The following is a 19,595-nucleotide window of genomic DNA, read 5'->3' on the forward strand; positions in this document are numbered from 1 at the left end:
ACGGCGAATAGTGCTGCAACACTATTGCAGCCCAATACATGGTTGCGCAATACTGACCATCCCACCATCCATTTTTGGAGGCTACGGCAATGCATCGCGATGAGATCCAGAAGCTGGGCGCTCAAGCTGCCCGCGACGGTTTGAGCCTATGGGATTGCCCTTATTTGCGCGCCGCAGAGATGCCTGGCCACTGTGGTGGGTCGATTGCCGAGTGGCGAGAGAAAGTGGACGCATGGGAAGCGGGTTGGCGCAAAGAGGTGCGGAGCCGCCCGTCCGCCGAGAGGGGCCGGGCTCACCACTTAGTCGCCCAACGCCGAAGTGCGCCGGTAGTCCTCGGCGCGGGCTAACGTGCGATAGAACGAAGCCCCGACGGCAACCAGCCGTTCGCACTCTTCCCGGCTCAGTTTCGGGCTGACTTCGACGACACAGTTTGCGAACTCCGTCAGTACATCAGCCCAGTCGTCAAAATTGCGAGCAGGGGAAGTTTGAACAATCATTTTTGCAAGTAGTTCGTCTCGTAGCATGGTCGTACCTCCCAATGTCCGAACCGACTACGTTGCAGCAATTTGAATGCCTGAAGCGGCCCACTGCCCGACCGGCGCCCCAGAGATGGGGCGCTTTTTCTTGCTCGGGCCTGGTACGAGGTCGGCACTCAACCCCATGGCGGATATGCCGAACTGTGAAGGCGGTGCTTACTGTTAAGTGCCAGGGGACAACCGGTGGCCGCTGGCCTATGAAACTCATCCCGATGCGAACGCGCGAACTATAGGAGGGGATATTTATGGCTTCCGGCTCCCGTTTGGCCGATGTCATCGTCAAGCTACCCGATCGATCAACTTGTCGGGTAGAAAGGCGTCTAATTATAAAGCGCAGCCCTGATTCCACGCCGGTCCACCAGTACGTTTGCACCCTTCCAACAGGCGAAACAGTCATATGGCTTGGCGATGGCAAATACCGCCTGCCGAATGGCAGCATCGCCGTGGCAGTGGCCCACAAGCGCCCGGTAGATTGACGCGCGGGAACACCGCTTGCTGCTCCACCGGTTCTTACAAGGAGGATTCGCATGTCAGACGATCTTAAGAACCGAGGCCCGCAGGACCGGGCGCGGATCAACGTGAATGAAGACCACGAACTGCGCTACTGGACCAAAGAACTGGGCGTGAGCGAACAACGACTGAAAGAGGCGGTGAACGCAGTCGGCGTCTCCGTCGAGGCAGTGAAAGAGCATCTTAAGAAATAGCTACGGCGAGCCGCGCACGCCGTCATAGGCTCTCTCGCACATCAGTCCTGCGATGCGGGCGCGGTCTGCAATGCCCGCAAGTTCTTCAGCTCGGAGGCTAACCCGGCCGAGCATGTAGGCAAGCAGATCGACGGCGTCCGCTCCTGCCGGCCTTGCGTCGGTAAGGGTGGCATCGCGACCTGCTGCGGCACCAGCCAGCGCGTTGGCGCGCTCGAGCAGCCGGAGGCGCTCAGCACGAGCGCGAGCAGCATCCCCCGCTGCAGCAGCAGCCTGTTCCTTGGCAACATCTCGCTGTTCCTCCACGGCAGCAGTGCGCCGCCTCTCTTCGGTCCTGGCCGCTTCGACGGCGGTCACTGTAGCCTGGGCTTGGTCATCCCAGGCTTTGGCGTGAGCGCGTTCGATACCGGCGATCTCTGCGCCATAGCGCCAGCTCTGCGCCTTCCAGGCCGCACCGCCCGCCACGATCGCGCCCGCAACCAGGGCTGCGGCGTACCCCTTCCAGCCGATCAACGCTGTAGACAGACCCATGTGTCCACCTCCCTGCGCGTGACGAGGCCTGGCAACGTCACCAGCACACCACCCACGCGCCCTTTCACCCAGCGGTCCAGCTCGGCACAGGCGCCCGCGTAGTCGCCCGCGTTGAACTTGCGCCGCATGGTCGACTCAGCCAAGTTGCCGGCGCCCAGGTTGTACGTGAAGTCGATCAAGGCCGCGCGCTGCCAGTCATTCAGCGGCACGGTGATCAGTCGGCGTACCGCGCGGTCAGCAATGGCCAGATCGGCGTCGCGCCACGCATCGCACTCCGAGTCGGTGTAAATCCGCTTCGGGTCGATATCCGGGCCGGTGTGCCCATCGCACACGGTCAGCACGCCGACGGGGTCGATGTAGGGCTTACCCCGAATCTTCCCGGGCTCGAAGTGCGACACCAGCACGCCGGCAATCGCAATCGATCCGGCGCTGGCCGCCGCCATCAACTTGCGTTTCAGGCTGTCCGAGATCATTTCCAAATCCCCTTCACCGCCGCCACCGCGGCTAACGTGGCCGCGATCGCCGTAGCGATATATCCAATCGGGCGCGCAAGCCGGCCCAGCCCCTGCAAGACCTTGAAGCCCCCGGACAGTGCCGCGAACGTGTCTACGATGTCCTGTGTGTTTTGCCGGATCGTCTCGATAGAGTCTGTATTCCGCGCGGTGGCTTCCGCGTTGTGGGCCATGTCTTGCTCCATTTGCACGACGCGCGCGTGCAGTGACTTGATGAACGCATCGGACAGATGTTCGTCAGCCATGGCATTTCCTTTGAAGCGACAACATCGCGTCCCCTATAGACGTAAAAAAGCCCGCTAAAGCGGGCAGTAACGTTTGTGGCCGAAACCTCTTGATTGCATATAATCGCGCCAAAGAGATCCGAGAAAATGAAAACGCATAACAGAATAGAAGAGATCGAAGTCCTACGCGGGATCGCCGTTCTGGCGGTCTTCGTGTATCACGGCGCCGCTTTGCTCTACTCACCTGGCGTACTCGCTGCAACAATAAGAAGCCTCCACCTTGAACTAGGCGTAGATCTGTTCTTCGTAATTTCAGGGTTTGTAATTTCCCGTGAACTGATTGGCTCTATTGAGGCCGCTCGAGCCCAGGGGACCATGCGGCCCGTGGTGTACGCTTTCTGGACGAGGCGAGCATTTCGACTATTGCCCTCAGCATGGCTTTCGCTCGCAGTGCTGATCCTCATCGCCTTCTTCTACAACTCATCTGGCGCCGCTGGCTCCAAGTGGGGGAATGTGCGGGACGCCCTGTACGCGGTTGTGCATTTGGCCAACTTTCATTGGTATCAGTGCATGTGGGCGTCGGCTCAATGTGGGGTAAACCCGGTTTATTGGAGCCTTTCTTTAGAAGAGCAGTTTTATCTTCTATTGCCGTTAGTTCTGGTAACACTTGGCCCTAGGTCAATCTACTTCTTCGTGATCGCCTGCGTCGTACAGATATTCACCGTGCGTAATGGCTGGAGCGCGACATGGATCATCCGCACAGACGGCTTGATGATGGGGGTTCTTCTTGGTTATTTTTCTAAGACTAAATCCTATGAACACATCCTTATGGAGGCGTCCAAAATTCGCCCGTTAATGTGGATCACAAGTCTGGCAATCTTGGCGCTTGTCCCTTGGAACCCAACGGCTCATCCGCTCTGGATCGGTATCACCGCGATGCTTGCAGGTGCATTGGTTCTGCTCGCGTCTGCTGACAAGGGTCTATTGATGCCCGCGGGCATCTTGCGCACCGCGCTGACCTGGGTGGGTTCTCGCTCATACGCAATATATTTGTTCCACGTCCCGGTAAATATCTTTGTTCTGGAGTCCGCCAACAGATTCTTGGACACACCGAACCTCGCGGCCGGTAAATACAACACCTTGCTCGTCGCTTCCAGCTTTTTGCTGACAATGGGGCTGTCGAATCTAAACTTCCGGTTCGTCGAGACCCCATTCCGAAAGGTGGGCAGTAGCCTATCTAAGCGCATCCTTGCCCGCGCAGCGGCTAAACCGGCGACTGTCGCACCTTCGCTAGTCTCAAGTCAACCGGCCAAGCGATAGCGGCTAGCGCTAGAGCGGCGTTCGGCCCTTCTTCGACCGCATCGATATCGTCGAACAAGCGCTGGCGCCGCCCTGCCATGACCGCTGATACGGCCCGAAATTCTTCCGCCTTTCGGACGACTCGGTTCATCAGGTCCTCCCGGGAAATACCACGCTCATCTGCCAGAACGTCACAGAACGGCGTGGCCGCATTGGAATCGCGAAGCCAAGCGATGGCCTCAGACTCCTGCACCGCCCAGGTCGCCACTTCAAATGCAGGGTACTCATCGACGTACTGCTGAACGCTTAGCGATGAGGCACGCACAATTTCTGCACGTTTGATCTCTTTCGCCTGCCCAAGCTCCAGAGGGGGAAGATCGACCCAGCACGGATCACCATCGTCAGATGCTCCTAGGATCTTCCCATCTGGCGGGCTACCAGAAAACCGTTGGTACACCTCGGGTTCCACGTCTTTTGCATCGACAGGCCAAGTCCCTGCCGACATGTACATATCTTTAAGCTCTATTCCAACGAACGCAATCTGAGACGCAGAGAATGCCATCTTCATATCCATCTCCTTAACGACCAAAAGCGAAGCACCTGATAGACATCCCCGACGTTGGCGCAAGCGTGCCATCGAGAGTGCGAAATGACGTCTGGCCGCCTAGGCGGCTGACATTAGAAAACATCGGAACATATGCGTAGATGGCCCCCGTCGCGGCTGTCTCCACGCCATTGATCGAAATGCAACTATTCGGAAAGGCCATTGGAAAGGTGAAGTTGCCATTCCCTGACGTGACCGTGAACCCTTGAAGAATGAAGCCTCCCGGGAGCACCTGCGCGCCCGAACTTCCGGATATCAATTGATTCATCCCAGTGAACGCGTCGTCTAGCTTTCTCGGCGTGAGTGCGCTTGTGTCGTCGACTCGGGTTCGCGCCTGTGCGGCGGTCGCCAGTTTAATAACGCCTGCCGTCGTTTCGGCCGCGCCCGGGAGGCTCCCCACGCCTGGGTGATAGCACCAGTCTGACCACACTGCGTTATAGCGACCTCGCGTATACATCTCACCTGTGTCGTAAACGACATACATATGCGTGGTGATCTGCGCTCCAGCCATTCCGACGTCAAGCGATCCGGCTTTGTTTACCGGATAGTGCCTTGCGGGCGTGGCGTTGGCGTTCTGGCTCTGGCCGTACTTCCCCGGCACCAGAACCGTATCGAGGTCCGCCGTGCCAAGCGGATTGTCAGCGCCCAACCCGAAAGCGCCAACCGTGAGGATGCGCCCAGGGGTGGTGTCATTCGCACTGGTTTGAGTGTCCAACTCATGAGTGTGACTTGCCGTCTGCACGCCATTCGTGCTGGTAGCCGTGAGCGTGCTGGGCGTACCGAGCGTGAGCGTGCGGTTCGCAGCCAGCGTACCGCCACCACTCAGGCCATTGCCCGCCACGAGCGATACGGAGGAGTTGGCCTTCAGGTCTAACGCGTCTTGCAAGCCACTGACCCGCGCAATATCCGCGCGGCCAAATGCCAGGTTGCTCCCCGACAGCGTTTGCGACACCGTCTCGAACGATGTGGCAGGCTCCACCTTCCAGCCTGCGCCCCAGCCGGCGACGCTCGCTCCGGACACGTTGTACTTGGCCTGAACTTCGGCCACCGTCACGGTCGGGTAGGACCAGGACTTGTTGGCCTCACCGATCCAGATGCAAGGAACGCCAGAAGCATCCGATCCGAATCGAACGGGAAGGTCCGATGCCGCGCCTCCCGCCAGCACCGTCACCCCGCAACGCCCCCACGCCTTCGTCGTTTGCACGTAGCCTTGGATCAGCAGCGACACCGGCGGCACGCCATCCAGGTATTCGAACACGTCTACGCGCAGGCGTAGCATCGTGTTCACTCCGACCGCTGCGGCGGGCAACGTGATCTTCATCGCACCCGTAACGGTGGCGGTATGCGTCGAATACCCGCCACCGTCCGGCAGCAGCACATGCGCGGTTCGTCCCGAGGAAGAATTCAAGCCGTGCTGCGCGCCGATGGCCGCCCCCGTGCCCAACACCACCGGGCCGCTGATTTCACCGCCCGCCTTCGGCAACGCCTGGATGTCGTCCAGCACTTGCGCCGGCGTGCGCGATACCAACGCGCCCGTTCCTGCCCCAGCCAGGTACGAGCCAGCGGCAAGTGTCGTCGCGCCCGTGCCGCCGCGTGCCACCGGCAAGGTGCCGGCGGTGGCTTTCGAGACATCCAGCGCGATCACATTAAGCGCCACATTGCCGGTTCCGTCGAAGCTCACACCACCCGCCGTCGCGCCGCCCGTCACCGAGAACTGGCACGTCGTCGCTAGCTTCGTGGAGGTGGAGGCGTTGCCCAGCGCCACCTCGCCCGCCGCCGACACGCGGCCTTTTGCGTCCACGGTGAAGGTCGGCACCGCGCTGGCGTTGCCGTAGCTGCCCGCGGTGACACCACTCGCGGCCAGCGTCAGGCCCAGCGATAGGTTCGCCGACCCGTCGAACGTACCGGAGCCCGTCGCATCACCGGTCGCGGCAATGGTGCGCACCGTGGCCAGCTTTTGCGCCGCGCCTGCGGTCAGCGACGCCGCCGTGCCTGACAGGCGCGCAGCGGGCACCGTTCCGGTTTTCAGGTTGGCGGCATTCAGATTCTGCTGCGCATAGCTCAAGGCATCCGTGCTGGTGGCCATCAGAGGCCGGCCCGTCACCGCCGCCAGGCCCTCAAGCTGCTGATACAGCCAAGCCAAGCGCTCGTCGGTGGTCTGCTGGACCTTATTGAATTGTTCGACCGACGGCGGCACGGAGCCGATGTAGGCCCAGCCGGTTTTGTATTGCAGGTCGGTGATGCTCTCGGTCAGGCCGTTTTGCGCCCAAGTGGCCTTGAACAGTTCGAAAAAGGTGGGATCAGCCATAGTCAAATTCCTCGCGCCAGCACGCCGACGCCAAAGCCATAGAAACCTTGCTCGCGAAAGCCAAAAGGCTTTTCCGTTGAGCCGGTGATAAGTTGCACGCTGACGCCGGCGGCTTGGGGCACCCACTTGTAGGGGTTGGCCATAAGGGGATCGTTCGGGCCAGGGATTCGGCTCACCCAGATCCGGATCTTCGCGTTGCCCGCGTTCTGCACAATCACGCGCGCCACATCGAAGATGGGCTTTAACGAACTGGCAATTTCTGGCGCCGTACCGTGGCCGTTGTTCAGGGCGATCTTCCAATACAGAAGCTTGCGGTACTCGGCATCCAGCAACGTGGCAGCCCCTGCAACGGGCTTTTCATTGGCACGACGAAACCGCGCCTGCCCGAAGCCCCCGACATTCGGCTGCCCCAGGAATCCGAAGAACTGGATGTAGATCGCCTCGTCGATGACGCGCGGCAGGCCGACGATTTCGCCGATACCGTCCAGTTGCTTACCGACTGCCGTATCCAGCCAGCGGTCCTCATAGAGAGCCCGCAGCGCATCCTGCAGTCCTTCGGCCGGCTTGAGTAGCGCCTTCACCAGCGCCTGCAGACGAGGCTTTGCCTGGAACTGCCCCAACCAGTGTCCCCAGGCGACGCCCGCGTGATCTTGACGAAGGTCCATCAAATCACCTCGATTCGTGACAGGTCGAATGCTGCAACCTGGAAGTCCTGGATGCTAATGTTTGCCGCGGCGAAATCCTCCGGCTGGGGCACGAAGGCGGGGCTGGTCGAATGTGCCAACCGGAGGTCGACCGAGGCTAGGCCCGCGGTGCGATAAATGGCGCCGTACAGCCGCTGCAATATGACGTCCTCGCCAATTGCGAACGCCTCACCGGCGGCCGCCACGTTGTCAGCGATTTCCTTGAATCCACCGGGCGGAAATGCTTGCTCCGACGGCGGCAACAGTGTGGTCACGCAGCGCACCCAGACGTACACACGTTCCGGTCGATCAAACCGGATGGGATGCTCGGCGCCCTCGTCGTCTTGCACCACGACCAACTGCTGGCCGTAGGTGTCGATCCCCGCAGCAACCACCCGAAAGATCGCGTCGGCCACCTCGTCGTCAAGCCCGCCGTCTGCGACCACATGCACGCTGTGAGGCGGCCTCCCCAACTGGTCGGCCACGTCGGTGTTGTTCATGAACACCTTGACCGTACGTACCCCTGCGACGCGATCGCGGACATTGGGCGCAATGCTCGGAAGGGTCGCCGCGCCAAGCCTGAACAAGCCTGTCGAATAGCGCGCACGCAGTTCTGCGCCGTTCTCGGCCAATCGGCCGGCCACGCCCGGCTGGAGACTCGAGACGGCGCTCCAACCATCAACCTGAGACACGATTCCATCCAAGTCGCCCACCGCTGCGCCCTCCGTGGAAGCCTGCAACGTGAGTGCCAGCGCGGGCGAACCGAGCCGAGCAAGCGCGATCGATGCCGACCAGCTAAATGACGCCGCCACGCGCCCGTCGGTTTGGAGCCGCACTGCGACACCATCGCTCGACACCTCGAGGCCGCTGGGGGAAAGCGCGGCGACCAGGCCGGCAAGCACCTGCGGCAGATTGGCCGTCGGCCCCGTGGCGTAGACATAGGGAGTGCCGTCGATGGTGATCCGATATTCGGCGTTCGGGGCCACGGCCGGCTGGAGGGTGATATCTGCGGCCGCGCCCGGCAGAATTTGTGTGTCGCCCACGATCGCCCACAGATTCTGGCTTACCCGGTGGCGGATCTGGGCGCCGGCCGGCACTGTCGTGCCTGCTGAACCGTAAAGGACCACGTATGCCCGCGATGCCTCGTCGCGGTACCGCGACACGCCGGTGAAAGACACCGCCCGGTCCAAAGAGATGCCGGTGGCTGATCCGGGGTACATGGCGTAATAGACGCCCTCGGCTTGCTCCCATAGCGCCGCTTCGCGCTCGGCAAAGGTGTCGATCAAAAGACCGGTCACGCTGTCAGGGCGGGTTTCCACTGTCCCGCCAAAGCCGGCGGCTTGCATACGCGCGCGCAAATCCGCCACGATCTCCTGCCGGATCTCGGGCAGCCGCGGGCGCACGAACCCATCCGGCGTTACACCGTAGGCCATAGATACCTCGATAGAAATGGTTTAGGGCGTGCCCAGCTCGACAACCCGTTGGAGTCGCCCCGCCGTCGTGTCGGCGTCAAAGGCGACGCGCAGGACGCGCAGTTGCCGTTCGACCTGAAGGTCCAGGCTACGAACACGCTCCACTCCGGGCACGGCCCTGATGCGGGCGCGCAGAATCCCTTCGATACTCGCGCGGTCGGGTGCCTTGACCAGAATGTCCTCCAGATACGGCACGCCGAACGTCGTATCGAGGAACCACTCGCCCATAAATGCCAGCAACGTGACCTTCACCTGTTGCGCGATCCGGTCGGCGCCATCCACGAAGGAGGCGCGACCGAGCAAGTCCACGTCCAAGTCGTGATCGGACGCAAGTGCGAGATCCAAAGCCATCAGGTGGGGCCCTCCGTGATTCCGCCGGCATAAGGGTGACGGTGGCTGTCGCCGATGTTCTTGCCGTTGTGTGTGATCGCGCCGCCTTCATAGGCCACACCGCCGCGGATCCGCATGGATGCCCCGCCTTCGCCGCCCTCGCCTGCCATGCCCTGCGTATAGAGCAGCGGGCCATTGACGGTCAGCGGCGTGTTGAAAGTTGTTTGCTGGGCTTGAACCGTCCAGGTTTTGACCTGGAATGTAAGGTCGCCGGAGGGCGACAGCTTCATCGTCGCCGGCCCGTACTGAATGCTGACGTTTTCGGTGTCAGCCGCCATCGTGCCAGGCCGCACCAGAGGTGAGGCGAAGGCGTCAGACAAGTCGAACTGCCGAGGATCGTCCGGCGGCCCGTTGTCGCCCGCCAGCCAGTTCTCCAGCGCGCGCGCAGAGAACGACAGTTTCACCGCGTCGCCGGGTTTCAGCGGCACCGAGATAAGTGCCTGCGCGCCATTCACATCGCCTACGGGCCAGCACACCGGCACGCGGACGACCTGGGGCGGTGCCAGGGCATCGCCGTTGGCCAGGCGCTTGGCCAGCGCCGGCCGTGCCGTGACGAACGTGCCGTCGTAGGCAACCACTTCGCCCGGCAGAGTCGTGTAGACGTCGGCCAGCTCGGACGCGATCACTGCGCGCATCATCTTGACCATGTTGCTCATGTCTCACCCTTCTTCTTCGGCGGCGCCGACCTGTCCACCAGTTCCAGTTCGGTTTGCCAGTCCCCGCCCTCGCTGTCACCGGTATGCCGCACGGCCTCGACGCGCTGGAATGCATCCACCGACCGGCTCTCCAGCTTGACCAGGTCGCCTGGATTGATGGTTGGCAACAGCAAAGACGTCACCCGCCAGCCGTCGCGTTGCTGGCGCGCGCTGACTAGGTTGACGTCATCACCGGTGGATTTGTCCTTGACCTTCGCCTTTTCCCGTGCAGCCTCGCGCGTGCGCTCCGGATAACCCAGCAGCCCAGTGTCGGCGGCCAGCACCACTGCCTGACGGCGCGTCGTGCCTCGGCGCTGCACAACTTGAAGCTGCTGATTCTGGATCGACCATTCAAGGCCGGTTCCCTGGGTGACCTTGTGCAGCGCGGTGCGCGCAGCGCCATAGAATGAAAAGCCCTGCTTCCAGCGCCGGTCGGGGACATCATCGGCCATCACGAGAGGCAGGCCCATCTGGCGGGCGATGTCCCGGATGATGGCGCTGGCCTGGGCACCGGATCCCAGGCCGATGGAAACGGCTGTATCCCGAACTTCGGTGAAGCCGTCTTTGACGATCAACTCGGTGACAACGTCGGGCTGCTCAAACTTTGTGTAGGCGAAGACCACGCTGCCCGATGCCATCAGCAGCGGCCCGCCCTCCTCCGCGTAACCCGCAGACAGGACGCATCGCAAATCTGGCTCTTCCAGCGCCTTACGGGTGGCGGCCGCCAGGTTGTAAATCCAGATTGTGTGGTCGTTCGGCTCCTCATCGGCATCCTTCGAAATATCGAATGTCATCCGAATCGGAGGCAGAATTTCCAGGCCTTTTGCGCCGCCTTTTCCCACCAGAAGCCGATAGACACGGTTAAACCTGGCCATCAGCGATTTCCTCCGCGTCGACGTAAATGAGCGCGACATCGCCCGCCGGCAGGGCCGCCCGGCTCACGGCGTCGCGCCGATCGGGCGCAAGCGCCACCAAGTCGCCCGCCGGCACCGGAAGGTGGCGATAGGCGCCCAGCAAGGGGGTGTCCGGCACCACCGCCACGCCCGAGACGATGACCTCGTTGTAGGCGTTCTCAACCGCGAGAACCCACAATTCGGCCTCACTGTTCCAAGACAGATGCAAGAAGTAGGTGACGCCGTCGAGCTCGACCTCAGTGAGGCTGTCATTCGCGTTCAGCACAGGGATGACTTTCATTTTCCCCAGCCCGTCGTTTTGCTCAAATCCGTTTTCTGCCTACCGGAAACCTCCGCGCCGTTCGTCTTGCCCGCGTTGGCCTTGGTCTGTCCAGCTTTGCCGGTGGCGCTGCCCGAGGTTTTCTCAGGAGGAATGTCAGCCTGCCGCAATGTCACCTTGCGGATCCGTTTGAAATCAGCGGATATTTCGAATCGGTCCCCGCCCTCATTGGTCCGGCCGATCTCACATCGCTCCATGACCACGTCCACGTACACGTCCAACCCGGTCGTCACGGTGATGGGCAGTCGGTCCGCGTGGATCTTGCGCAGCGCGTCTTTTGCGCTGATCAGCTTGGAACGGCCTGCCTTTGCGGAAAGTCCCCCTAGCGAACCGCCGGTGCGAAGCGCACTGACAGCGCCTTCCACAAGCCCCCCGAGCAGTGACACCTCCGCTGCTGTGACCCAGCCATCAAGGGTCAACAATTCAGATTCCTGCACCACATGGTCGGTGACAGGCGGCCCATCTTCCACGGCGTAGTCGGTGGCGCGACTGTTGAGTGACGTCTTCTCACTCACCAGCGCGTCCAGCGGCACCGCGCCGATGCTGGTGCCGCCATTCCAGCCAAAAATCATTGCCACAAAGCTCATGCTCAGCCCCTTATTTACCGGCCTTCTTCGACCCCGGTGACAAAAAACCGCGACATGGCGTCGACCGTGCGCTGGCGTCCGACGTTCATACCGCGTTGCGTAGCGTTCGCCACGCTGTCCGGATTGGAATTCGGGGCGTTCACAGTGATGTCCGTGTGGTTCTCGACCGTAACCGAACCCCGCCCTGCGGAAACGCCGGCTTGCGCGACCGTGCCGCTGGAGACGAATGGCAATGTGCCGCCGTTGATCAGCGCGCTAAACGCCGGCTTGTCCACCAACGAGGGTGCGCGCCGGCGACCCGTCATGATCGCCCGAGTTTCCTCGTCAGCGTCCGGGGGCAGCAGCCCCTTGAACCAATTTTTGGCGCCCTCGACCTTGTCGTTTATCCAGGTCTGGATTGCCCCGCCGATTTCCTTGATTTTGGCGATCATCTTGCCGCCGATGTCTTCAAAATAGGTCCAGACACCGGTGAACGCCTCCCGCCAATGCTTTATCGCGCCGTCCCAATCACCCTTGAACCCTGCGATGACACCTTTAAAAATCTTCGCCCAAAAGGCCCAAAGCTCTTCGAAGTACTGCAACACCGGTTCCAGGAATGTCCCCTTCACCTTGGCCTTCAGTGCTTCCCACGACGCCGCGATGCGGGCTTTGATCTGGTCCCAGTTCTTCCAGATTTCCCAGAGCGTAGTCGCGAGCAGGACGACGCCCGTGACGATCCGGCCGATGGGCGTCATTGCAAAAGCCCGCCATAGGAGTGGCACCGCCGTACGGGCGAGGAACATGATCAACCCGCGAACGGGCGACAGGATTTTCCACAGGCCGTAGACGAGCACGGACACCGTTCCCCACTTCTTGATCCAGGGCTCCAACTCTTGGCCAGCGCCACCGAGCAGGTCCTTCACTTCGACCAGAACGGCCCTTACCGCGTCGATCTCTTCGCGCCATTCCTCCACGCGGCCGATCAGTTCACCGGTCACAGAAATATCACCACGCAGCCAACCGGCGATGTCGTCGCCAATCAGGTAAATGGTGGTGAGGACCGCGGCCATGCGCAACAAAGGCGCCAGCGACCTACGCCAGAGGGCCAGCATCCGAAGAGCGCCAGCAGGGCCGCGGCGCAATCCCATAGCGCTATCCAACCCGATCGCAGCCCGCGTGGCGCCGATCAGTGATCGCGCCAGTCCGCCCGATTGAAACGTGGCCAGCCGCAACCAGCCACGCAACTTGACCAGGCCCCAGGTCGCGCCCGTGAGCGCGAGAAGTTTGACCAACGTGGCGATGTGATCGGCCATGAACTCGATCGACTTGGTCACGCCAAGCACCACCGTGCGCCCTGCGGTCAGGGTCTTGCCAAAGAACCGATCAAAAGCGTCATTCCACACCGTCATGGCGTCCGCGACGGTAACCGGCATGCTCTCGGCCTCGATTCGCATCTTGGCCAACTGCGTTTGCAGCGCCGGCAAGAAGCGATCCGTCGTCACTTTGCCCGCTTTCACCTGCTCCAAAAGCATGGCCGTGGTGATGCCCAACCCATCGGCCAGAGCCACCTGCAGGCGCGGCGCCGCACGCATGAGCGTGCTGTACTCGTCCATGCCGACCTTGCCCTGCATGATGGCTTTGGTCAGCGAAGAAATGACTGATTCCTGGTCCTGCGCCTTGGTGCTGGAAAGCGCCATGCCCAGCGACAAGCTTTCAGTCACGTCAATCGTGTCTTGAGTCGTCTTGCCAAGATCGGCCATCGTGCGCCGGGTACGCACGAACAGTTCCGCATTGTCGGCGTAGGACTTGTACGAAACGCGGGAGATCCGCGCCAGGTCCTTGTCCACCTCGGCGTACTCTTGCGCCGAGGCAGTAGCCTGCCGCATCCGCGCTTCCATCTGGCCCCAGGCGTCGATACCGCCGAAGATCCGCTTGACCAAGGAAACGCCCAGAACCGCGCCGAGGATTCCTCGCAGTCCGGAAAACGCGCTCTGCTGCTCCTTGATTGCGCGCACGCCCTGCCATTGCGCCCGCGTCATACGGTCCTGCGCTTGGCGCGCGTCCTGGATTCCCAGGCGGATTCCCTGCCACGTTCCGATGCCAACCTCGCGCACGGTATGCAGCCCGCCCCGCACGCGCCCCATGAGGCCGTTATAGGCACCCTGGATCTGCGAGAACTTGCCTCGCGCGCCCGCCACATCCACGGGAAACGACACCGGCCGCCCGCGCTGCGCGGCGTACGCGGGAACGCGCGGCGCCGGCGACGCAGGACGAGGCAGTGGCGGCGGCGCCGAAGGCACCGATCGCGGCGGCAACGTCGGTGCCTGGGCCTTAGGCGCGTCCGACGCGGGCGCCAGCGGCACGCTGTTCAAGGACGGCTGCGGCACGCTGACCGCCGGCGCGGGAGGAGCCACCGGACGCTGAGACACAACAGGCGCAGGCATCGGACGCGGCGCCCATGCACTTGGGTGCACGCCGGCACCGACGACTGCCTGGCGCATGGCCCGAACAGTCTTCGCACTGGCGGCGCCCATGGCGGCCTGGGCCGCTTGATAGGTCTGCTGGTACTTCTTCAGCCCAGACTCATCCACCTCGTAACGCAGCAGCGTCACCAGTTCGCGTACCGTAGTCATCGCTACCCCATTTTCCTCTGCGCCGCCGCCTGAGCGGCCTCCTGGGCGTCCATCAGAGCGTTCAGCTTCAGGATGTCCAGTAGATCTACGTCGCCGCGATTAACGGCGTCCAGGCTGACAAGGCGGGCCAGAATGGGCCGCCAGATAATTAGCTCTTGTTCGAAGCCTGGTTCGAACCGGCCGACAGCTTCGCCAGCTTCTCGCGGGCCGGACCAAAGCGGCCGGCCCAGCGCACCAAAGGGCCGGCGAAGTTGTGCTCAAGGACGTGAAAGAGCAGCTCCAGGATTTCCGAAAAATCGGAAAACGCCATGCCGCGATGGGCGACCGTCAGCTTTTGCGGATCGCGGCCGGCCAATTCGAACGTGACCAGCTCGGCGTCTATCAGCCGATCGGCCCAACCGGCCAAGGCATCGCCGCCGAGCCGGACTGACAGGTCGCGGAATGCTTGCAGCATCGCCTGCTCGTCCTTGGCTTGCGCCTCGCCCTCGCCGCCAAATACGGCGGCCATCATTGACCCGGCGGCCGGCAGGACTTCCTTTTGCAGGTCGCCCAGCAGCTTCAACTGGCGGAACGGGTCGAATCGGGAAATGCGAAAGATCGTGGTCCCGACCGTGACTTCTTTGATGGCGCTCATCAGGTGTTACCCCCCACAACATTGATTGCCGGCCCGGTTTCGATGGTCCACTCGCGCGTGCCCACCTTGGCGCCGTAGCCCGCGTCCGGCGTCTTCACAATCCAGGCGGAATCCGATGCGTGAAGCGAGGTGCCGCGAAGATCGGTAATAGCCACCGGCACGGCGCCGTTGCCATCGGTCGATTTGTCGGCCTGGTGGAGTGCGGTGAGCGCGGCATTGCTGGCGCTGGTTTGCATCAGCGTGACGGTGATGCGCAGGCGGGAATCCCGCGACATGGAACGGGCCACCTCGCCATCGACGCCGGCGACGGACGAAATGCCCTCGCCGATTTCGGCCACCGTCACAAAGGTGTCCTCGGCCAGGCCCGACAGGGGCAAAGCCCCCATGACGATCTTCACCTGATTCGGTGCGTAAGTTTTAACGGACATGCTTTTGCACCCCGATTACAGTTGTTGATAGGTCAGGTTGCCTTTGATTTCGGCAACGTGGATGGCACCCGCGAGGCGCGCCGTGAATTTCAGGTCGCGCAAGATGCGATTCGCTTTGTCGTTCGACGAAATGCTTGCCGCGCGCGGCACGGTGATGACGAAGCCCGGAATCTTCCGGCCGGCGTCGTCGATCTCGTCCGGCGCGATCAGCCCCCGGGCCTGGCCCAGCATCAGTGCCTGCCGGATACCGTTGACGATGACCAGAATGCCGGCGTCGGTGTACGGCACCTTGCCGTCGGCGTTGATCAACTGGGAGGCAACGTTGATCTTTACCTGCTCGGCCAGCCAGTCACGCCCGCGGATCACGTCGATCCACTCGCCCGCCGCGACCTTTCCGTTCTGCGTCACCGCGAAATTGCGCATCTGCTCGAAGGTGTTGGCGTTCTTGGCGTGCGCGGCCAGCGCCTGACCCTCTGCCAAGTTGTCGTAGCTGACGCCCGCCAACCGCGCGTTCGCCCACGTTTCACCACCGGGGTAATACGTGAAGCGGTTTGCAGCGATCGCCGCTTCAAGAGCTTCCGTGCCCGCCTGACCGTGGTACCAGACGTGCGTTCGGAAGTACTGCTTCTGCTGGCACTTGGAGGCGATGTCGCTGGACACGGCCGCGTCGATGATGCCGGCCTGGTCGCTGGAGACGCCAAACAGCCGTTCGTTGGACTCGACCCACTCTGCGGCATCCAGGACGTCGGCCTCGACGCGGCTGGCCAGCGCCACGCCGTACCAGTCCGCGCTTTCACGCAGGCATGCGTTCAGGGCTGCCGACGGCGCTTCAGTGCTGGCCGGCGCCGCCAACTGGAGGTTTCCTTTAACCGAAACCCCGACCGCCTGGCCGGCTTGGTTTGCGGTGATAGACACTTCCGCGCCCACCGCGACCGCCGTGACCGGCGCGTTGGCAGCGGTCACCGCAGCCACCAGCGCCGTCGCGATGGTTTGAGGCGTGCTGCTGGCCTCGCCCGACGCCGTCGCCTGCGCTGTCTTGATTTCGCCCGTCTCATCGCGCCAGGTCAACGTGACCGCATAATCCGATGGCGAAGCGGTCGTGACGGTAAGCCGGGACGTGTCCACCTGCCGACGGCCGACGAAGACGCGGGTCACTGTGGGGATCTGCTTGAAGGCGTCGCGCACGGCGACATACAGCGGATCGTTCGGGGCAATACCCAGGTCCAGCAGTTCGCCGGGCTCGGTCACCACCATGATGCGATTCACGCCCATCGCGTGGGCGCCCAGGACGAGAAGGTCAGAAAAGCTCTGCTCTTTGATCGCCGTGGTGTTCAGGGAGATCGCCACGTTGACGATCCGGTCGATTTTGGCCATGTGCGGCTCCAATGAAAAAAGCCGCCAGGAGGCGGCCAGATGGCGATTGCGCGTCGCGGCCGCTATGGCGCGGGCACGACAGTCGCGGTAAATGGGGCTTCGATGCCCGGCTTCAGTCCGCCGGACGTTGTCACCGTGCCGGTGACGGTTTCGATGATGCCGACGAACTCGGAATGGACGCGGGTGTATCGGATTCCAAGCTCCAGCACGCCGCGCCGCTCAAAGCGCACGGCGTCGCGCATGACTGGAACGTTCTGCAGGCGCCCGACCTCAAACAAGGCAAGGCCCAACGCCTCGGCCCGATCCTCGTAGACGGGATGCCGAAGTTTCAGCACCAGTTCGTCCAGCGCGTCATACGCTGCGGCACGAAAGCTCTGCAGCTCCACAATGGCGTCGTCGTGGTGGTGCACTGGCTGGGCACCCTCATCGTCCACCCGCCCAGCCTCGGCGCCGCTGACGTTGGCCCAACGCACAGCCAGCATGATGTACGGCCCTTCCGGCCGTGGACCGTTGTCGTCGGCGAAGATCACCGGCATACCGCCCGCGGCGGCCTCGATCAGTTCGAAAATCGCGTCTTCTGGGAGCATGGCAGTCCGAAAAATTGGTAGTGCATCGATGGGACTATCGGCTACCCCACGCCTACGCGCGCGCCGACTCGATACTGCCCTACCCGGTAGCCTGGAATGCCGAGCCGGGCCTGGGGAGTCCTCCGGACGATTACCCCCGTCCGGCCCCGGACCAGGCGGCCGGGAATCCTTGGGCTTAGTGCATTTCGGAGGTGGCCAGCAGCACGGCCAGGTATCGGTAGTGCGGAATCACACCCGACTGCCAGGGCGCCACGCCCACCAGCAGGTACTCGCCCTCAAGCGGTCCCGCTCCCCAAACCAGGCGGTCGCCGTTCGTCCAATCCTGGCCGGCGACATCCAGCACCTCGGACGTGTAGATCCGAACGGCGGCACGCACGCGGCGTCCTTCCGGGTTCGCCTGCAACTGGTCGTAGTCTCCAGTCTTGGCCGGCTGTACCGATGCAAGGATCGTCTTGTCCTGGTCAGGCTCGCCCTCTTTCCAACGGCCACGCTTGCGAGAACCCGGCAGCCGCGTGCGTATGGTTTGCGGACGGCGAAAGCTGCTCATGACTTGACCACCTTGTATTTGATGGAGTTGAAGTGCAGCTTCTTGTCCAGAAGGGGCTGATCGAAACCCTTCTTCTTCGCCGTGGATTCTGCATTCCGCTCCCACGGGCCATTGATGAGATGGTGCTGGACAATTCCTTGGTACCAAGCCCCGACCGCATGCACGGCTTCTGTCGCAGTTTTCTTCCCGCCCATGACAGCGGCCACCTGCTGCTCCTGCACATCCGCAAGCTGCTGCTCATAGACCCGAGCGGCATCCCTGTGCAAAGGCCGAGCGGGAATATCCTCGGTACCGTATTCGTTGAATTCGACGTAATCGATCAGCGGAGTGCCGTTGCTGCCCGGGGTGTTCGCGTCTTCAGTCTGAATTCCGACCTTGACCGTGACCTTGTTCAACTGGCGCATTTCAGCTGCATAGCGCTGCAAACCCTTGTCGATGACCTTCAATCTTCACCCCCAAAGCACTTGGACCCACGCACCAAACCACCCACTCGGACCGTTCGTGAACATTTGTCGTTCAGCAGGTCATAGCGAGCACGAAAGCCCATGGGATCAATCGTCCCAGCGCTATTGCCGAACGTACGCTGCAAGTCGCCTTCCTTCTCCATCGTGATTCCGGCAGGCACGACGATCGCGACTTCTTGCTGCATTCTCATCGCGAGCAACCAAGCGGCGTACAGGGCCTGCGCTTCATCTTGCTCCGCTGGCGCCAAGCAGCCAGGCCGATGACCTATTGCGACGGCCAGGGCTTGCTCTTTGTCTTCGACAGGCCTGGCGGCGACGCCGGGCGCCAAGAAGTCCAGAAGCTCAACCGTTGCCGCCATGGCTCCCCCCTTCTACCGCCCTGAGATACACCTCGCGGAGTTCTGCGAGCCGCACGTCACGTGCGTAGGCAACGCCTCGGTCATCAAGCCAGCGCTTAAGCTGCGCCACGGTTGCCGGTTCCACAGTGGACTGATCCAGCTGCAGGATGCGACGGTCCAATAGGTCCTGGAGCGCGGCCGAATAAGCCAGGACCGCGCTGGCCCCCGGTTCGATGGGCGGGTCTCCGCCAACCGTGACCGTATGCCGGTCACTGAGATTGATATAGCGCTGCATGAGGTCTCCTTATGCAACGGCCGCCAGCAGCGCTTGCAGCTCAGCCTTCTTGGCCGTCTTGGGATACGGAATTTCCTTCGCTTCCAGCGCGGCTTTGAGGCTGTCGACCGTGGCTTTTCCGTCCTCCGCTGCCTCGCTAGCGCCAGCTATGGGCTCGGGCGGCGGCGCCGGTGCCTGCGTATCAGCGGGATTCGTAGCGTTTTCGCCAGTCGATCCCTGCCCCTTAGATGCCGTTAGGTCCACCGACACCTGCGGGGTAAACGGTCGCAGGAGCTCGGCCAGATCATTCTGAGTCAACTGGTCGTATCGCTCGCGGTACGCCGGCGGCGCATCGCCGGCCACGGCGTCACACGCCTCAACGAAATCACCCGCCCGGTAAGCGCACGGGTCGCGCAACTGAATGCCCGCCCGCCGCGCGAGCGCCTTGTCCTGCGGCGAGGGCACACCAGTCACAAACAGCAAGACCCGCTTGGGCTTGTGCTTTGTCTTCATGAAATACCTCTACACGGAAAGCGGGGCAGGCCCAGCCCGCCCCTGATGT

Annotated in this window: 26 protein-coding genes; 3 read left to right on the forward strand and 23 right to left on the reverse strand. The window is 62.3% G+C overall.

Going from position 1 to position 19,595, the window contains the following annotated elements; translation table 11 throughout:
- The first annotated feature begins 89 nt into the window (after positions 1-89).
- Positions 90-347, forward strand: coding sequence for a CrpP-related protein (locus tag AC1DSJ_RS27610; protein WP_441372582.1), 258 nt, complete (start codon positions 90-92; stop codon positions 345-347).
- Here the strand turns inward: AC1DSJ_RS27610 and AC1DSJ_RS27615 are convergent.
- On the reverse strand, positions 300-524 hold the full coding sequence (locus tag AC1DSJ_RS27615) for a DNA-3-methyladenine glycosylase (RefSeq protein WP_441372581.1): 225 nt from the start codon (positions 522-524) through the stop codon (positions 300-302). The genes AC1DSJ_RS27610 and AC1DSJ_RS27615 overlap by 48 nt on opposite strands.
- A 539-nt stretch (positions 525-1,063) precedes the next feature.
- On the opposite strand from AC1DSJ_RS27615, the gene AC1DSJ_RS27620 reads away from it, so the two are divergent.
- Positions 1,064-1,240: a DUF3606 domain-containing protein gene (locus AC1DSJ_RS27620; RefSeq protein WP_441372580.1), complete on the forward strand. Its 177-nt coding sequence runs from the start codon at positions 1,064-1,066 to the stop codon at positions 1,238-1,240.
- Here AC1DSJ_RS27620 and AC1DSJ_RS27625 read toward each other — a convergent pair whose 3' ends face one another.
- Genes AC1DSJ_RS27625 through AC1DSJ_RS27635 form a run of 3 tightly spaced genes read right to left on the reverse strand, consistent with a single transcriptional unit; the run spans position 1,241 to position 2,525 of the window.
- Positions 1,241-1,768, reverse strand: a complete 528-nt coding sequence (locus AC1DSJ_RS27625; RefSeq protein WP_441372579.1) for a DUF2514 family protein — start codon at positions 1,766-1,768, stop codon at positions 1,241-1,243. It lies immediately after the preceding gene.
- The gene (locus tag AC1DSJ_RS27630; protein WP_441372578.1) at positions 1,747-2,241 is read right to left on the reverse strand and encodes a lysozyme; all 495 of its coding nucleotides are present in this window, start codon (positions 2,239-2,241) and stop codon (positions 1,747-1,749) included. Before AC1DSJ_RS27630 ends, AC1DSJ_RS27625 begins: the two co-directional genes overlap by 22 nt.
- On the reverse strand, positions 2,238-2,525 hold the full coding sequence (locus tag AC1DSJ_RS27635; protein WP_061302575.1) for a hypothetical protein: 288 nt from the start codon (positions 2,523-2,525) through the stop codon (positions 2,238-2,240). Before AC1DSJ_RS27635 ends, AC1DSJ_RS27630 begins: the two co-directional genes overlap by 4 nt.
- A gap of 126 nt (positions 2,526-2,651) precedes the next feature.
- Between AC1DSJ_RS27635 and AC1DSJ_RS27640 the strand changes: the two genes are divergently transcribed.
- Positions 2,652-3,824 (forward strand): acyltransferase family protein, encoded by a 1,173-nt coding sequence (locus AC1DSJ_RS27640; protein WP_441372577.1) that lies wholly within the window; start codon positions 2,652-2,654, stop codon positions 3,822-3,824.
- Here the strand turns inward: AC1DSJ_RS27640 and AC1DSJ_RS27645 are convergent.
- The 19 genes from AC1DSJ_RS27645 to AC1DSJ_RS27735 all read right to left on the reverse strand — a co-directional run bounded on the left by AC1DSJ_RS27645 (position 3,769) and on the right by AC1DSJ_RS27735 (position 19,546).
- On the reverse strand, positions 3,769-4,371 hold the full coding sequence (locus AC1DSJ_RS27645) for a tail fiber assembly protein (RefSeq protein ID WP_441372576.1): 603 nt from the start codon (positions 4,369-4,371) through the stop codon (positions 3,769-3,771). The genes AC1DSJ_RS27640 and AC1DSJ_RS27645 overlap by 56 nt on opposite strands.
- Positions 4,372-4,381: 10 nt before the next feature.
- Complete coding sequence (locus AC1DSJ_RS27650; RefSeq protein ID WP_441372575.1) at positions 4,382-6,715, reverse strand: pyocin knob domain-containing protein; 2,334 nt, start codon at positions 6,713-6,715, stop codon at positions 4,382-4,384.
- Positions 6,716-6,717: 2 nt separating this feature from the next.
- Complete coding sequence (locus AC1DSJ_RS27655) at positions 6,718-7,380, reverse strand: baseplate wedge 1 family protein (RefSeq protein ID WP_441372574.1); 663 nt, start codon at positions 7,378-7,380, stop codon at positions 6,718-6,720.
- Positions 7,380-8,831 carry a hypothetical protein gene (locus tag AC1DSJ_RS27660; RefSeq protein ID WP_441372573.1) on the reverse strand — a complete coding sequence of 484 codons (1,452 nt, stop codon included), beginning with the start codon at positions 8,829-8,831 and terminating at the stop codon, positions 7,380-7,382. The genes AC1DSJ_RS27655 and AC1DSJ_RS27660 overlap by 1 nt, the downstream gene beginning before the upstream one ends.
- 21 nt (positions 8,832-8,852) lie before the next feature.
- The gene (locus tag AC1DSJ_RS27665; protein WP_441372572.1) at positions 8,853-9,221 is read right to left on the reverse strand and encodes a contractile injection system sheath initiator; all 369 of its coding nucleotides are present in this window, start codon (positions 9,219-9,221) and stop codon (positions 8,853-8,855) included.
- Complete coding sequence (locus AC1DSJ_RS27670) at positions 9,221-9,916, reverse strand: Gp138 family membrane-puncturing spike protein (protein ID WP_441372571.1); 696 nt, start codon at positions 9,914-9,916, stop codon at positions 9,221-9,223. The genes AC1DSJ_RS27665 and AC1DSJ_RS27670 overlap by 1 nt, the downstream gene beginning before the upstream one ends.
- Positions 9,913-10,830, reverse strand: coding sequence for a phage protein (locus AC1DSJ_RS27675; protein ID WP_441372570.1), 918 nt, complete (start codon positions 10,828-10,830; stop codon positions 9,913-9,915). Before AC1DSJ_RS27675 ends, AC1DSJ_RS27670 begins: the two co-directional genes overlap by 4 nt.
- Positions 10,817-11,149 carry a phage baseplate plug family protein gene (locus AC1DSJ_RS27680; RefSeq protein ID WP_441372569.1) on the reverse strand — a complete coding sequence of 111 codons (333 nt, stop codon included), beginning with the start codon at positions 11,147-11,149 and terminating at the stop codon, positions 10,817-10,819. Before AC1DSJ_RS27680 ends, AC1DSJ_RS27675 begins: the two co-directional genes overlap by 14 nt.
- Entirely contained in the window at positions 11,146-11,775 is a 630-nt protein-coding gene (locus AC1DSJ_RS27685) for a phage baseplate protein (RefSeq protein WP_441372568.1), read from the reverse strand. The genes AC1DSJ_RS27680 and AC1DSJ_RS27685 overlap by 4 nt, the downstream gene beginning before the upstream one ends.
- Positions 11,776-11,789: 14 nt before the next feature.
- A complete protein-coding gene (locus AC1DSJ_RS27690) occupies positions 11,790-14,387 on the reverse strand; it encodes a tape measure protein (protein ID WP_441372567.1) in 2,598 nt (865 codons plus the stop codon).
- A gap of 148 nt (positions 14,388-14,535) precedes the next feature.
- Complete coding sequence (locus tag AC1DSJ_RS27695; RefSeq protein ID WP_441372566.1) at positions 14,536-15,021, reverse strand: phage tail assembly chaperone; 486 nt, start codon at positions 15,019-15,021, stop codon at positions 14,536-14,538.
- Positions 15,021-15,449 carry a phage structural protein gene (locus AC1DSJ_RS27700; RefSeq protein ID WP_438859440.1) on the reverse strand — a complete coding sequence of 143 codons (429 nt, stop codon included), beginning with the start codon at positions 15,447-15,449 and terminating at the stop codon, positions 15,021-15,023. The genes AC1DSJ_RS27695 and AC1DSJ_RS27700 overlap by 1 nt, the downstream gene beginning before the upstream one ends.
- Before the next feature lie 15 nt (positions 15,450-15,464).
- Positions 15,465-16,823: a DUF3383 family protein gene (locus AC1DSJ_RS27705; RefSeq protein ID WP_441372565.1), complete on the reverse strand. Its 1,359-nt coding sequence runs from the start codon at positions 16,821-16,823 to the stop codon at positions 15,465-15,467.
- A 62-nt stretch (positions 16,824-16,885) separates the two neighbouring features.
- Positions 16,886-17,410 (reverse strand): phage neck terminator protein, encoded by a 525-nt coding sequence (locus tag AC1DSJ_RS27710; RefSeq protein WP_441372564.1) that lies wholly within the window; start codon positions 17,408-17,410, stop codon positions 16,886-16,888.
- Positions 17,411-17,585: 175 nt separating this feature from the next.
- Positions 17,586-17,957, reverse strand: a complete 372-nt coding sequence (locus AC1DSJ_RS27715; protein WP_441372563.1) for a hypothetical protein — start codon at positions 17,955-17,957, stop codon at positions 17,586-17,588.
- Entirely contained in the window at positions 17,954-18,403 is a 450-nt protein-coding gene (locus AC1DSJ_RS27720) for a hypothetical protein (RefSeq protein WP_391568689.1), read from the reverse strand. Before AC1DSJ_RS27720 ends, AC1DSJ_RS27715 begins: the two co-directional genes overlap by 4 nt.
- Positions 18,400-18,780: a DUF4054 domain-containing protein gene (locus AC1DSJ_RS27725; RefSeq protein ID WP_391568688.1), complete on the reverse strand. Its 381-nt coding sequence runs from the start codon at positions 18,778-18,780 to the stop codon at positions 18,400-18,402. The genes AC1DSJ_RS27720 and AC1DSJ_RS27725 overlap by 4 nt, the downstream gene beginning before the upstream one ends.
- Positions 18,764-19,054: a hypothetical protein gene (locus tag AC1DSJ_RS27730; RefSeq protein ID WP_441372562.1), complete on the reverse strand. Its 291-nt coding sequence runs from the start codon at positions 19,052-19,054 to the stop codon at positions 18,764-18,766. Before AC1DSJ_RS27730 ends, AC1DSJ_RS27725 begins: the two co-directional genes overlap by 17 nt.
- 9 nt (positions 19,055-19,063) lie before the next feature.
- Entirely contained in the window at positions 19,064-19,546 is a 483-nt protein-coding gene (locus AC1DSJ_RS27735) for a HeH/LEM domain-containing protein (RefSeq protein ID WP_441372561.1), read from the reverse strand.
- Positions 19,547-19,595: the final 49 nt, after the last annotated feature.

It is taken from the genome of Achromobacter sp. 01N37 (assembly GCF_056399725.1).

Coding starts and splice junctions, on each gene's coding strand:
- AC1DSJ_RS27685 (WP_441372568.1), bottom strand. CDS start 11,775: ATGAGCTTTGTGGCAATGATTTTTGGCTGGAATGGCGGCACCAGCATC.
- AC1DSJ_RS27620 (WP_441372580.1), top strand. CDS start 1,064: ATGTCAGACGATCTTAAGAACCGAGGCCCGCAGGACCGGGCGCGGATC.
- AC1DSJ_RS27670 (WP_441372571.1), bottom strand. CDS start 9,916: ATGAGCAACATGGTCAAGATGATGCGCGCAGTGATCGCGTCCGAGCTG.
- AC1DSJ_RS27695 (WP_441372566.1), bottom strand. CDS start 15,021: ATGAGCGCCATCAAAGAAGTCACGGTCGGGACCACGATCTTTCGCATT.
- AC1DSJ_RS27705 (WP_441372565.1), bottom strand. CDS start 16,823: ATGGCCAAAATCGACCGGATCGTCAACGTGGCGATCTCCCTGAACACC.
- AC1DSJ_RS27690 (WP_441372567.1), bottom strand. CDS start 14,387: ATGACTACGGTACGCGAACTGGTGACGCTGCTGCGTTACGAGGTGGAT.
- AC1DSJ_RS27715 (WP_441372563.1), bottom strand. CDS start 17,957: ATGAGCAGCTTTCGCCGTCCGCAAACCATACGCACGCGGCTGCCGGGT.
- AC1DSJ_RS27730 (WP_441372562.1), bottom strand. CDS start 19,054: ATGCAGCGCTATATCAATCTCAGTGACCGGCATACGGTCACGGTTGGC.
- AC1DSJ_RS27610 (WP_441372582.1), top strand. CDS start 90: ATGCATCGCGATGAGATCCAGAAGCTGGGCGCTCAAGCTGCCCGCGAC.
- AC1DSJ_RS27655 (WP_441372574.1), bottom strand. CDS start 7,380: ATGGACCTTCGTCAAGATCACGCGGGCGTCGCCTGGGGACACTGGTTG.
- AC1DSJ_RS27635 (WP_061302575.1), bottom strand. CDS start 2,525: ATGGCTGACGAACATCTGTCCGATGCGTTCATCAAGTCACTGCACGCG.
- AC1DSJ_RS27725 (WP_391568688.1), bottom strand. CDS start 18,780: ATGGCGGCAACGGTTGAGCTTCTGGACTTCTTGGCGCCCGGCGTCGCC.
- AC1DSJ_RS27625 (WP_441372579.1), bottom strand. CDS start 1,768: ATGGGTCTGTCTACAGCGTTGATCGGCTGGAAGGGGTACGCCGCAGCC.
- AC1DSJ_RS27680 (WP_441372569.1), bottom strand. CDS start 11,149: ATGAAAGTCATCCCTGTGCTGAACGCGAATGACAGCCTCACTGAGGTC.
- AC1DSJ_RS27650 (WP_441372575.1), bottom strand. CDS start 6,715: ATGGCTGATCCCACCTTTTTCGAACTGTTCAAGGCCACTTGGGCGCAA.
- AC1DSJ_RS27640 (WP_441372577.1), top strand. CDS start 2,652: ATGAAAACGCATAACAGAATAGAAGAGATCGAAGTCCTACGCGGGATC.
- AC1DSJ_RS27675 (WP_441372570.1), bottom strand. CDS start 10,830: ATGGCCAGGTTTAACCGTGTCTATCGGCTTCTGGTGGGAAAAGGCGGC.
- AC1DSJ_RS27735 (WP_441372561.1), bottom strand. CDS start 19,546: ATGAAGACAAAGCACAAGCCCAAGCGGGTCTTGCTGTTTGTGACTGGT.
- AC1DSJ_RS27700 (WP_438859440.1), bottom strand. CDS start 15,449: ATGTCCGTTAAAACTTACGCACCGAATCAGGTGAAGATCGTCATGGGG.
- AC1DSJ_RS27710 (WP_441372564.1), bottom strand. CDS start 17,410: ATGCTCCCAGAAGACGCGATTTTCGAACTGATCGAGGCCGCCGCGGGC.
- AC1DSJ_RS27645 (WP_441372576.1), bottom strand. CDS start 4,371: ATGAAGATGGCATTCTCTGCGTCTCAGATTGCGTTCGTTGGAATAGAG.
- AC1DSJ_RS27665 (WP_441372572.1), bottom strand. CDS start 9,221: ATGGCTTTGGATCTCGCACTTGCGTCCGATCACGACTTGGACGTGGAC.
- AC1DSJ_RS27660 (WP_441372573.1), bottom strand. CDS start 8,831: ATGGCCTACGGTGTAACGCCGGATGGGTTCGTGCGCCCGCGGCTGCCC.
- AC1DSJ_RS27630 (WP_441372578.1), bottom strand. CDS start 2,241: ATGATCTCGGACAGCCTGAAACGCAAGTTGATGGCGGCGGCCAGCGCC.
- AC1DSJ_RS27615 (WP_441372581.1), bottom strand. CDS start 524: ATGCTACGAGACGAACTACTTGCAAAAATGATTGTTCAAACTTCCCCT.